Origin of the sequence: Arthrobacter livingstonensis (assembly GCF_003219815.1) — a bacterium.
GTDB classification, from domain to species: domain Bacteria; phylum Actinomycetota; class Actinomycetes; order Actinomycetales; family Micrococcaceae; genus Specibacter; species Specibacter livingstonensis.
The window spans coordinates 51,962-64,486 of the sequence record NZ_QJVD01000008.1 but is presented as its reverse complement, the minus strand read 5'-3'; the positions used below and the strand labels follow the sequence as shown (position 1 = coordinate 64,486).

12 protein-coding genes are annotated in these 12,525 nt (G+C 67.2%); all 12 read left to right on the top strand.

Annotated elements, in window-relative coordinates; all coding sequences use genetic code 11:
• The first annotated feature begins 11 nt into the window (after positions 1-11).
• The 12 genes from CVV68_RS09155 (at position 12) to CVV68_RS09100 (ending at position 12,504) form a co-directional block, all read left to right on the top strand.
• Positions 12-503 carry a hypothetical protein gene (locus CVV68_RS09155; protein WP_110500703.1) on the top strand — a complete coding sequence of 164 codons (492 nt, stop codon included), beginning with the start codon at positions 12-14 and terminating at the stop codon, positions 501-503.
• 14 nt (positions 504-517) lie between these two features.
• Entirely contained in the window at positions 518-943 is a 426-nt protein-coding gene (gene msrB / locus CVV68_RS09150) for a peptide-methionine (R)-S-oxide reductase MsrB (protein WP_110500702.1), read from the top strand.
• Positions 944-1,138: 195 nt separating this feature from the next.
• A complete protein-coding gene (locus CVV68_RS09145) occupies positions 1,139-2,524 on the top strand; it encodes a DUF6421 family protein (protein WP_245933436.1) in 1,386 nt (461 codons plus the stop codon).
• A gap of 18 nt (positions 2,525-2,542) precedes the next feature.
• Entirely contained in the window at positions 2,543-3,343 is an 801-nt protein-coding gene (locus CVV68_RS09140; protein ID WP_110500701.1) for an SDR family NAD(P)-dependent oxidoreductase, read from the top strand.
• Positions 3,344-3,353: 10 nt separating this feature from the next.
• On the top strand, positions 3,354-4,427 hold the full coding sequence (locus tag CVV68_RS09135) for a threonine aldolase family protein (protein WP_245933435.1): 1,074 nt from the start codon (positions 3,354-3,356) through the stop codon (positions 4,425-4,427).
• A 103-nt stretch (positions 4,428-4,530) separates the two neighbouring features.
• A complete protein-coding gene (locus tag CVV68_RS09130; RefSeq protein ID WP_110500699.1) occupies positions 4,531-5,103 on the top strand; it encodes a DUF3000 domain-containing protein in 573 nt (190 codons plus the stop codon).
• Between the two features lie 59 nt (positions 5,104-5,162).
• Positions 5,163-6,587, top strand: a complete 1,425-nt coding sequence (locus CVV68_RS09125) for an HRDC domain-containing protein (protein WP_110500698.1) — start codon at positions 5,163-5,165, stop codon at positions 6,585-6,587.
• A 365-nt stretch (positions 6,588-6,952) separates the two neighbouring features.
• Complete coding sequence (locus CVV68_RS09120) at positions 6,953-8,206, top strand: thiolase family protein (protein WP_110500697.1); 1,254 nt, start codon at positions 6,953-6,955, stop codon at positions 8,204-8,206.
• Positions 8,203-10,344 carry a 3-hydroxyacyl-CoA dehydrogenase NAD-binding domain-containing protein gene (locus CVV68_RS09115; protein WP_110500696.1) on the top strand — a complete coding sequence of 714 codons (2,142 nt, stop codon included), beginning with the start codon at positions 8,203-8,205 and terminating at the stop codon, positions 10,342-10,344. Before CVV68_RS09120 ends, CVV68_RS09115 begins: the two co-directional genes overlap by 4 nt.
• A 111-nt stretch (positions 10,345-10,455) precedes the next feature.
• Positions 10,456-10,932, top strand: a complete 477-nt coding sequence (locus CVV68_RS09110) for a QcrA and Rieske domain-containing protein (RefSeq protein WP_110500695.1) — start codon at positions 10,456-10,458, stop codon at positions 10,930-10,932.
• Positions 10,933-10,988: 56 nt separating this feature from the next.
• A complete protein-coding gene (locus tag CVV68_RS09105; protein WP_110500694.1) occupies positions 10,989-11,351 on the top strand; it encodes a TraR/DksA family transcriptional regulator in 363 nt (120 codons plus the stop codon).
• 97 nt (positions 11,352-11,448) lie between these two features.
• Entirely contained in the window at positions 11,449-12,504 is a 1,056-nt protein-coding gene (locus tag CVV68_RS09100; protein WP_245933434.1) for an NAD(P)-dependent oxidoreductase, read from the top strand.
• Positions 12,505-12,525 lie beyond the last annotated feature (21 nt).

Genomic DNA, 12,525 nt, shown 5'->3' with positions numbered 1-12,525 from the left:
AAGCTGGTGCCATGAGCGACGCGATCATTATTCTGACCGAAGAACCCCTGGGTGCCGGCGATGCCGAAAACATCACCGACCTCTACAGCCCGGAGGACGACGTTGAGCTGGTGCTGCTGGTGCCTGCGGACACGAGGCGGAATTTGCTGGTGGACGTCATTGACCAGCTGACCATGCTGGACCTGCCGGCCGCATTGCGCGAGTTCCGGGATAAGCCGGACACGGAAACGGTACGCGCTGCAGCCGAGGAGACGCTGTCGGTGTCGCTGGCCGTACTCCTGGCTGCCGGTGCCAAGGCCACCGGACGAGTTGCCGAGGGCGACGCCGTTGCCTCCCTGGTTGACCAGGTCACCGACTCCGGCGCCCGCCAAGCCGTGGTGGTCACCCGCCCGCACGCAGTGGCGGACACGTTCCGGCAGGACTGGGCACACCAGGCACAGCGCAAGCTGGGGCTGCCGGTGCTGCACTTGTACGCCGGGTCGGGATTTATTGGCGACTCCTGAGCGTTGAGGACAGTATGAGTGAATTTGTTGCACCATCCGTAGTCAAGACCGACGAGCAGTGGAAGCAGGAACTGACACCCGAGGAGTTCGCGGTGTTGCGCCAGGCCGGCACCGAACGGCCGTTCACCGGCGAGTACTGGGACTCCATGCAGGAAGGGGTGTACGAGTGCCGGGCCTGCGGGGCCGAACTGTTCACCTCACGGGAAAAGTTCTCCTCACACTGTGGCTGGCCGTCGTTCTATGCGCCGCTGGCCGACGGAACCGTGCGGTACCTGCATGACACTTCCATGGGCATGAAGCGGGTTGAAGTCCGCTGCGCGGCCTGCGATTCGCACTTGGGCCATCTTTTTGAAGGCGAGGGCTATGAGACCCCCACCGACCAGCGCTTTTGCATCAACTCGGTTTCCCTGCGGCTAAAGCAGGATCGGCAGGCCGATTAGGCACAGCCTCACGGCGGCGCCCCCGAGCACATCCACTGCTTGGGCCGCGCCGCTTTTTTGTGCCGCTAAGCACTCGAGGTTCTAATGCTTGGCAATAAGAAACATAAGTTTTTCTGTTCCATTGGTACGCTCGAAAAAATTCCCACAGCGCAGCAAAAACAGCGCACCAAAGAGCGCAGCAAAGGATGGAACGCCATGAGCATGACCGTGGAAGCACCCGCCATCGCATCCGAAACCAAGTACGCGGCCCTCGCCACAAACCCGGCGTGGCTGGCACTGAAGCAGGCTGCCACCACCCTGCAGGAAATTCAGGCCAAGGACGGCTCCGTCCCGAACCCCGAGGACCACGCCGGCGCCAGGGAACTCATTGGCGCCATTACGGAGTCCATCGACGCCCTGGCCCCGCACTTCCCGCATGACGCCAACTACCTGCGCCTCGCCGTGACGGACTTCACCAAGTGGGCCGACGCAGGCCTGGGCGTGCCGGACTTCCTGGACTCCCTGCTGGCCTTCAATCCCCAGGAGCACAGGGTTGACGGCCTGGGCCACCTGGTGGTTTTCCCCATGTACACTCAAAACGGTTCCACCTCCCGCTTCGTGGAGGCCGTGCTGGTCGAGGTCATCTGGCCGGAGTTTATTGGCGAGCTGGAAGCCGGCAACTATTCCAACAAGCTGTTCGTGCCGCTGCGCTTCATCGACTTCACTCCCGGCTACGACAGCAACTCCGCCGTGCTGTTCCCGGAAAGCGTGGCCGTCCGCGAGACCCCCTCCTTCACATGGGGCGCCATCTTCCAGGACCGTGAGGCCGCGCGCTTCCGCCGCGTGGTCCGGGAGGCCGCACAGGTGACCCGGCTGGACCTGCCGGCGGACGCCGTCGAACTTCTGGACAGCCAGGCGCTGACGCAGGAAACGTTCGTCATGTGGGACCTGATCCACGACCGCACGCACATGCGCGGCGACCTGCCCTTTGACCCGTTCATGATCAAGCAGCGCATGCCGTTCTTCCTGTACTCGCTGGAGGAACTGCGCTGCGACCTGACCGCGTACCGCGAATCCGTGGCCGTGGAGCGTGACGAAACTGCCTCCCCCGAGGCGCGCCAGCACGCCAAGCTGGTTCAGTACGCTGTGATCTTTGACCGGATCTTCCGCTTCGCCATCACCGGAACCCGGGTGCGCAACTACGACGGCCTCGGCGGGCAGCTGCTCTTCGCCTGGCTTCACCAGCACCACGTGCTGCACTGGACGGATACCAAGCTGACCATCGACTGGGCCGAGATCCCGGACGTCGTGATCGCGCTGGGGCACGAGATTGAGGAGCTGTACTGGCGCTCAATCGACAGGCCCAAGCTGGCCCACTGGCTCGCCGCCTACGGACTGGTTTCCGGCACCCTGACCCCGAACCCGGCCTCCATTTGGGCGAAGGGCCCGGATGCACTGCCGCTGACGGCCCCGCTGCGCGAGGTCACGGACCAGGTCATGGACGACGAATTCCCGCTGTCCATGTTTTACGAGGCCCTCTCGAAGAAGATGCGCGGTGTCATTGAATCAACGTCCGGCATCACGGGCGCCAGCGAAGCATAGGTGGGTACTGTTGGTGGCATGACCCAAACTCCCGCACCGCTGGTGCTCGTGGCCGGCGGCAGCAGCGCCGCCGGCATCGCCGTTGCCGCTGCGCTGGTGTCCGCCGGCTTCCGCGTGCTCACCGTGGGGTCCGACGCCGGCCGCATCGGGGCGGCGGCTGACCTCACCGGCGGTGCCGTGCCCCTCGAGTGCGACCTCGCGGACCCTGCGGCCGTCGCCGGCCTGGCGGATACCATCCACCGCGACCATGGCGCCGTTGGCGGGCTGGTCCACCTGGTGGGCGGCTGGCGAGGCGGCAAGGGCCTCGCCGCGCAGTCGGACACGGACTGGGACTTTTTGCACCGCTCCGTGCTCACCACCCTGCGCAACACGAGCCGCGCGTTTTACGACGACATTGCCGCCTCCGCCGCCGGCCGCATCGCCATCGTCTCCTCCACGTCGGTCACTGCGCCCACCCTCGGTAACGCCAACTACGCCGCCATCAAGGCCGCCGCCGAAACCTGGGTGATGGCGCTGGCGGCGGGGCTGGACGCATACGGCGTGATCGACGCCGCCGCCCGGGAGCTGCTGGCCTCCGCCAGCCTGGCTCCGGCGGAAGCGGCCACGGGCGCAACCCCGGCGACAACCGGGGCTGACGGCGACGGGCCGGCCGCCGTCGTGCTGGTGGTGAAGGCCCTCGTGGACGACGCCATGCGCGCCGCCTCCCCTGAACGAAAGTTTCCCGGTTTCACCGACGTTGCCGACTTGGGGCAAACTGTGGTGGGGCTCTTTTCCACTCCTGCGGCGCAGCTCAATGGCGCCCGCATCGAACTCAACTAGAAGGTTTGCAGTGACCACTGACACCGTTTCCTCCCCCGCCCGGCTCCACGACCCGGCCGTGCGCAGCTTTGCCTCGGACAACTACTCAGGCATCCACCCGGAGGTGCTGGCCGCGTTGGCCGCAGCGAACGAGGGCCACCAGGTTTCCTACGGCGAGGACGTGTACACCGCACGCCTGCATGAGGTCATGGCGGAGCTGTTTGGGCGCGCCGTGGATGTTTTTCCGGTCTTCAACGGCACGGGCGCCAACGTCACGGCCCTGCAGTCGCTGCTGCCGCGCTGGGGCGCGGTGGTCTGCGCCTCGACGGCCCACATCAACTGCGACGAAAACGGCGCGCCCGAGCGCGTGGGCGGCATGAAGCTGCTCTCCGTGCCCACCGACAACGGCAAGCTGACGCCGGAGCTGATCGACAAGGAGGCGTGGGGCTTTGGCGACGAGCACCGCGCCCAGCCGCTGGCCGTCTCCATCACCCAGACCACCGAACTGGGCACCTGTTACACGCCCGCCGAGGTCAGGGCCATCTGCGACCACGCCCACTCCCTGGGGATGAAGGTCCACATGGACGGCGCCCGGCTGGCCAACGCCGCCGCCTTCCTGGACTTGCCGGTGCGTGAGTTCACCTCCGACGCCGGCGTGGACATCCTGTCCTTTGGCGGTACGAAGAACGGCATCATGTTCGGCGAGGCCGTGGTGGCGCTTAATCCCGAGGCCGCGGACGGGCTGATCTACCTGCGCAAGATGAACATGCAGCTGGCCTCCAAAATGCGCTTCATTTCCGCCCAGCTGCTGGCCCTGCTGGCCGACGGACTGTGGCTGAAATCGGCCGGGCACGCCAACGCCATGGCCGCCAGGCTGCGTGCCGCCGTCGACGCAATCCCCGGGGTGCAGCCCACGCAGGCCACCGAGTCCAACGGCATCTTCGCCGTGCTGCCGGACGGCGTGGCGGACCGGCTGCGCAGCAGGTTCCGCTTCTACGACTGGAACGAGGCCGCCCGCGAAGTGCGCTGGATGTGCTCCTTCGACACCACCGAGGCCGACATCGACGCATTCGTGGCGGCCATCCGGGAAGAAGTCGGCGCCTAGCGCAGTCGTCTAGCGCAGGCGCCCGGCCGCGCACTGCTGTACGCCCGGGAGCAGCGCAGCGGCGCGCCTGCGACAAATTGGGCCGTGGACGTCATAATCTGCCATGGTGAGCGCACAACCGCAGCTTCCCGACGATTTCCAGGCCGCCCTGGCGTCCCTGCGTGCCGCCCGCAGCCGCCCTGAACTCAGCCTTGAGGAGATCCCTGCCCCGTCCCGGCTGGCCCCGTACGGTGTGGCCCTGGGTGCCGAGGTCATGGTGGACGGCGAGGAAGTGGCCACGGGACGGTTCATCCTGTTGCACGATCCCAACGGCTCATCCCTGTGGGAAGGCACTTTTCGGATCGTGACATACATCAGGGCCGCCCTGGAAGCTGACATCGGCAACGACGGATTGCTGGGCAACGTGGCCTGGGCCTGGCTCGTTGAAGCGCTGGATGAACACGGGGCCGAGCACCGGGCCGCCGGCGGCACTGCCACGCGCATCCTGTCTGAAAGCTACGGTACGCTGGCCGCGCGCAACGATTCGGTCGACATTGAACTGCGCGCCTCCTGGACGCCGTCCGGCACGGGCATGCAGGCACATTTGGAGGCCTGGTCGCACATGGTGTGCACCTTCGCCGGGCTGCCACCGGTGCCCGACGGCGTGACCCTCCTGCCCCAGCGCAGGAGGCGCTGACGGTTGCCCGCCGTCCGCAGGCCCTGCCATTACAGGGCGTTCGCTAGACTGGAGGCATCATGATTGAACCTGTCACCACATCACACAGCCGCGCCCGGAGTCAGAAGTCCCCCGAGTTGAGGAATCCCGCGGGCCCGGCCGGTGCACAGCCGCACTCCACAGGGCCGCACTCCACAGATCTGGTCGAGGCGCCCTTAACGTCCGTGGTGGTCGACGGCGTCCGGGTGGAGCTCGGCGACCTGCCGGAGCTCGTGGAGCTGGACATGCCGCGCGAAGGCGTCCCGGAGGTCGTTTCCACCGTGCCGGCGCTCAAACGCTGCGCCGCCGCCCTGGCCGCGGGCCACGGTCCGGCCGCGGTGGACACCGAACGGGCCTCCGGATTCCGCTACGGCCAGCGCGCGTTCCTGGTGCAGATCCGCCGCGAGGATGCCGGCACATGGCTCATTGACCCGGAGGCTTTCGAGGACCTCAAGATCATCGACGAGGCCCTGCGCGGCGTTGAGTGGATCCTCCACGCGGCCAGCCAGGACCTGCCCTGCCTGGCCGAGGTCGGCATGTGGCCGGACAAGCTCTTTGACACGGAACTGGCCGCACGCCTAGCCGGCCTGCCGCGCGTTGGCCTGGGCGCCGTCGTTGAATCGCTGCTGGGCTACCATCTGGCCAAGGAGCACTCCGCCGCGGACTGGTCCCGGCGGCCCCTCCCCGAGCCGTGGCTGCGTTACGCCGCCCTCGATGTGGAGGTCCTGGCAGAGTTGGAGGACGAGCTGGTGGCCCTGCTGGCGGCCGACGGCAAGCTGGACTATGCAGCCCAGGAGTTCCAGCACCTCATTGATGCCGGCGTGCCGGCACCCCGGGTTGACCCGTGGCGGCGGACCTCCGGCTCGCATTCCATCCGCAACAGGGTGCAGCTCGCCGCCGTCCGCGAGCTCTGGTACACGCGGGACAAGCTGGCAGAACACCGTGACATTGCGCCCAGCCGGCTGATCCCGGATTCAGCCATCATTGCCGCGGCCAAGGCCATGCCCACCACGGTGCCCGCACTGCTGAACCTGGCCGGCTTCCACGGCCGCGCCGCCAAGCGGGACGCCCCCAAGTGGCTGCATGCACTGCAGACGGCCAAGGCCGGCACGGATCTGCCGCCCCTGCAGGTCTCCAGCAACGCCCCGCCGCCCCCGCGCATCTGGGCCGACCGCGATATGGAGGCCGCCGCGCGCCTGGCCACCGCCAGGCCCCGGCTAAACGAACTCGCGGAGCTGCTGAACATTCCCGCGGAGAACCTTCTGACCCCGGACCACCTGCGCCGCATCTGCTGGCGCCCTCCGGCAGTCATCACCGAGGAATCCGTGGCCCAGGCACTGGCAGAGCTCGGCGCCCGCCCCTGGCAGGTGGAGAAGACCGCGCCGCTGCTTGCCAGGGCCATGGCCCATCCGGACCCCTTGGAGCCCAAGGAAGCCAAGAAGCCCAAGCACGACGACGACGCCTGACACCGACCCGTCGCCCCCCCACCTCGACCAACGCCGTATCACCTCTGGCCGCTTTTTGGCCGACCCCGTATCACCTGCGCTGCGGCGTTGAGGTGTTAACAACCGGAGGTGGTGCGGCGTCGCCGTTTTGGCGACCAAAGGTGATACAGCGTCCTCGATTATTCGACCAAAGGTGATGCAGCGTTGGGTAGGGCGGCTGTGGGTGGCATTTTCGCCGGGAGGGGACGACCGGCATCGTGCGTCCGGGCCGATTTGGCGCGCATGTTACTCATGAGTAACATGATGTGTGACACAGTGATTGCAGCCCCAGCGGCGCACTCTGCTGTTGAACCAGCCGCAGTCTTGAATGCTTGAAGGAGTAACAGGTGAGCCAAAATCGGCAGATTAGGGACGTTGTCTTTGTCGACGGAGTCCGCACCCCGTTCGGACGTGCCTCGGAGTTGGGCATTTACGCCTCCACCCGCGCCGACGATCTGGTGGTCAAGTGCATTCGTGAACTGATGCGCCGCAACCCGCAGCTCCCGGCGGAACGCATCGACGAAGTGGCGATCGCCGCCACCACCCAGACCGGTGACCAGGGCCTGACCATCGGGCGCACCGCCGCTCTCCTTGCCGGACTGCCCAAATCTGTGCCGGGTTTTGCCATCGACCGCATGTGCGCGGGCGCCATGACGGCAGTGACCACCACGGCCTCGGGCATCGGCTTTGGCGCCTACGACGTCGTGATTGCCGGCGGCGTGGAGCACATGGGACACCACCCCATGGGTTCCGGCGCGGATCCCAACCCCCGCTTCATGAGCGAGCGCATTGTTGACCCGGCCGCCCTGAACATGGGCAACACGGCCGAAAACCTGCACGACCGCTTCCCTGCCATCACGAAGGACCGCACTGACGCGTACGCAGTGGCCAGCCAGGCCAAGTTTGCCGCAGCCAGTGCGAACGGAGCGATCCAGCCGGATCTGGTGCCCGTGGCCACCATGAAACCCGGTGCCGGCTGGACGGTCAACACGGTGGACGAGCCTCCGCGGCCGGGCACCACCTTGGAGGACCTGGCCGTGCTACGCACCCCGTTCCGCGCCCACGGCCGCGTCTCGGCGGGCAATGCCGCGGGACTGAACGACGGCGCGACGGTGGCACTCCTGGCTTCTGCCGACGCTGCCGAGGAGCTCGGGCTGCCGGTGAAAATGCGCCTGGTCCAGTACGCCTTTGCCGGCGTGGAGCCCGAAGTCATGGGAATCGGCCCCGTCCCCGCCACCGAAAAGGCGCTGCGACTGGCCGGACTGACCATCGGGGACATCGGCCTGTTTGAAATCAACGAGGCCTTCGCCGTGCAGGTGCTCAGTTTCCTGGACCACTTCGGCATCGCCGACAACGACCCCCGCGTCAACCGCTACGGCGGAGCCATCGCCGTGGGCCACCCGCTGGCCTCCTCCGGAGTCCGGCTCATGAACCAGTTGGCCCGCCAGTTCGAGGAGGACCCGTCGGTGCGGTACGGCATCACCACCATGTGCATCGGCCTGGGCATGGGCGCCACCGTCATCTGGGAAAACCCGCACTGGATCCCCAGCCGCCCTGGTTCGGCCGCTTCATCGACAACCACCGAAGGGAGCGCAGCATGAGCGCCCAGGACTTCTCGCAGCTCACGGACCTGTTTCCCGATGAGGTGGTGACGCATTCATATGTGCAGGACGTCGCCCTGCCCGGCGTGGACGGCGCACCCAGTGCCGGCACCTTTGCCCTGATCACCCTGGACAACGGCCTGGACCACCGGCGCCCCAGCACCCTCGGGCCCAACACGCTCGTGGAACTGGGCACCGTGCTCGAAGCCCAGCGGGACCGGGCGGCGCGCGGGGAGATCGCCGGTGTCGGCGTCACCGGCAAGCCGTTCTTCCTGGCGGCCGGGGCGGACCTGTCCGCCGTCAATGGCCTCAAGGACAGGGACGCCGGGCTCCATATGGCCCGACTGGGCCACGATGTGTACTCCACGCTGAACGAGCTAGGCGTGCCCAGCTTTGTGTTCATCAACGGCCTGGCGCTCGGCGGCGGGCTGGAGATCGCGCTGAACGCCAACTACCGCACGGTGTCCACCGGCGCCGGCGCCCTCGGGCTGCCGGAGGCGTTCCTGGGCCTTGTTCCCGGCTGGGGCGGCGTGTACCTGCTCCCCCGGCTGATCGGCCCGGCCAACGCCGTGAAGGTCATGATCGAAAACTCCCTGTCCAACAACCGCACACTCAGCGGCCCGGCCGCCTTCAAGCTCGGCATCGCCGATGCCCTCTTTGAACCGGCCGACTTCGTGGAGCAGTCCCTGAACTGGGCAGCCCGCGTGCTGGCCGGCGCCGAAAGCGTCAGCCGGCCAAACGCCGTCGACGAACCGCTCAGCGGGGAGAACAGCGCGGCCTGGGATGCCGCCGTCGAGCAAGCCAAGGCGTTTGTGGAGGCCAAGACCTCCAACGCCGCCCCTGCCCCGGCACGCGTGATCGAACTGCTGGAAAAGGGCAAGACCTGGACCAAGGCTGAATCCTTCGCAGCGGAGGACCAGGCGCTGGCGGACCTGATGATGACGCCGCAGTTCAAGGACACCGTCTATGCATTCCTGGACCTGGTGCAAAAGCGCGGCAAGCGCCCCGCCGGCGCACCCGATGCCAAGCTGGCCCGCCCCGTCACCAAGGTGGGCGTGGTGGGCGCGGGATTGATGGCCGGGCAGTTCGCGCTGCTATTTGCCCGGCTGCTCTTGGTGCCCGTCGTCATGACCGACATCGATGCTGCCCGCGTGGACAAGGGCGTTGCCTACGTGCATGGCGAAGTGGACAAGCTGCTGGCCAAGGGCCGCATCAGCCCGGACGCGGCGAACCGCACCAGGGCCCTCGTCACCGGCTCCGTGTCCAAGGAGGCGTTCGCCGACGCCGACTTCGTCATCGAGGCCGTGTTTGAGGAGCTCACTGTCAAGAAGCAGGTGTTTGCCGAAGTCGAGGCCATCGTCTCGCCGGAGTGCATCCTGGCCACCAACACCTCCTCGCTGTCCGTGACGGCCATGGCCGAGGACCTGAAACACCCCGAGCGGCTGGTGGGCTTCCACTTCTTCAACCCCGTGGCCGTCATGCCGCTGCTGGAGATCGTCCGGGCGCCCAAGACCGACGACGCCGTCCTCGCCACCGCCTTTGCCACCGCCAAGTCGCTGCGAAAGACGGCCGTGCTGGTCAAGGACGCCGCAGCGTTTGTCGTGAACCGGGTGCTGCTGCGCCTCATGGGCGAGGTCTTCGCGGCCTTTGACGAGGGCACCGATGCGCACACTGCGGACAATGCGCTGCGTCCCATGGGCCTGCCCATGACGCCGTTCACCCTGCTTGCCATGGTGGGCCTGCCGGTGGCACAGCACGTGACCGAGTCCATGCACGAGGCCTTCGGCGAACGGATTGCCGTCTCGGCGAACCTGCAGGCACTGATCGACGCAGGCAGGAAGGGCCTGTGGGAGACGGCGGAGGACGGCTCGCAGTCCGTTCCGGCCGATACCCTGGCGCTGCTCACCTTCGGCAGCTCGCCCTCCACGGGCGAGGAACTGCTGCGCAAGACCCAGGACGCCCTGACGGAGGAGATCGGCCTCATGCTGGCCGAGGGGGTGGTTGCCGGGCCGGAGGACATCGACCTGTGCATGATCCTCGGCGCCGGCTGGCCCATGCACCTGGGCGGCATCACACCGTATCTGGACCGGACGGGCGCCTCGGAGCGGGTCAACGGCAGGCGCTTCCACACCGCCTAGCATTCCGTTCCCCTTCCGGACCACAGCACGACGCCGGCTGCGCACCTTGGGTGCGCAGCCGGCGCCGTCGCTCTTGGCCAACACCCAGTCTTGGCTGATAGGAATAACCCCATGACTCGTGCGTCTTCCCCTGTGTCCTCCCCTGTGTCCTCCCCCAGCCGCCGCAACGTCCTCCGGGCCACCACGGCCGTCTCCGGCGGCGCTTGTGCCCTGGCGCTGTCCGGGTGCGTGCCGGCAGCTTCGCCGGCCTCCAAAAAGGTGGCCGCGCCGCAACCCATCCCCACCACGGGAACGCCAGCGCGGGTGGGCAAGCTCGCCGACGTGGCCGTGGGCGCCAGCGCCGCCGGAACTGCCAACGGTGTCAACGTGGTGGTCTTTCGCCCCGATGCCACCACGGTGTTGGCCTACAGCGACGTGTGCACGCATGCCGGCTGCCAGGTGGCCCCGGACGGGGCGGACTTTAAGTGTCCGTGCCACGGTTCGCTGTTCAAGGGCACCGACGGGACAGTGGTCTCCGGCCCCGCCAAGAAGTCGCTGCCCCGATTTGCCGCCGCCGTCGACGGTGAATGGATCACCGTGAGCGTCTGACCGGCTGCCATCAGTGGCGCCCCGACGCCAGCGTCGCGATGGCGGTAGCCTGAGGGATGCCTAATGACGAGCTGTTCCGGGAGCTATTGGCCGCGCGCGTAGAACATGCGCGTGGACAGCTCGCGAGGCTGAGCGGTGAAATCCGTGAAGTGACGCTCGCCCACCGCGATACGCCGGCAGACGATGAACATGACCCCGAAGGTTCCACCGTGACCTTGGAACGGGAGCGGGCCGTTGCCCTGCTGGCGGGCGTTAAAGCCCAACTGATTGAGTTGCAGGACGCGCAGGCGCGCCTGGCGCACGGAACTTTCGGTATTTGTGAACGTTGCGGACAACCGGTTCCGGTCGAACGGCTCGAGGTCCGGCCGCAGGCGAGGCACTGCGTGGGATGTGCCGGGATTCGGGCGCGCGGGCACTGATGGCGGCACCCGGCCGTCTTGGCCGGTCCCGGTCCAACGGTTCGCCGGCAGACCGATATTCTGGTGGATCTACGCAGGCAGATGAAAGGGCGCCCCAATGAAGAGTTCGACTCCGGCAAATCCGACGGTGACGGCAAATCCGACGACGGAAGGCTCGACGACGGGTTCGCCGGGAGGCGGTGCGGCAGGGCCGAGACTGGCGATACTTCCGCGACCGGACGACAACCTGGCCGGAGCGGTGATGGCCGGCGGGGGAACGCTGGAACCGTTGTCCGAAGCCACGACGGGTCTCATTCTCAGCAGCCGGATCGATGCGCGGGAACTTACGGCGCTGCTGGACAGCCATCCCGGCATCGGCTGGATTCAGCTTCCGTCGGCCGGCGTCGAGCTTTACAGCACCACGTTCGGCAGCCATCCGAAGTTGCAGTGGACCAGTGCCAAGGGTGCGTTTGCCCGCCCGGTGGCGGAACATGCGCTGGCACTTGCCCTGGCGCTGTTGCGGCGGCTTCCGGAGAGCATCCGGGCCACGGGCTGGGGAGAAGAACGGGGAACGTCACTCTTTGGGATGCACGTGGTGATACTTGGAGCCGGCGGGATCGCGCAGGAGATTATTCGGCTGTTCAAGGTATTTGAAACCCACATCACGGTGCTGCGGCGCGGCAGCAGCCCGGTCCCGGGCGCGGACCACACCATCTCCCTGCCGTCCCTTGGCAGGCGCATGGGCCCAGAGGAAACGGATGCCGAACCGGACCATGCTCTGGCTGATGAGCTGGCGGGAGCTGATGTTGTGGTGCTGGCTGCGGCGCTCACCGCCGAGACGAAGGGGCTGATTGGTGCCCGCGAACTGGCGCACATGAAACCCGAATGCGTTTTGATCAATATTGCCCGTGGCGGGCTGGTGGTAACGGACGCGCTGGTGGAAGCACTCGCTTCGGGCGCCCTGGCCGGCGCCGGTCTCGACGTCACCGATCCGGAACCACTTCCGCAGGGCCACGCGCTGTGGATGGAGCCGAACGCCATCATTACCCCGCACACCGCTGACACGGAAGAGATGGTCCGGCCGCTCATTGCAGCGCGGGTGCGGGAGAACGTGCGTCGCTGGGGTGCCGGCGAGCCGCTGCAGGGCCTGGTCGACGCAGACGCCGGCTACTGAGACGGGGGCGCCGCCAAAGCA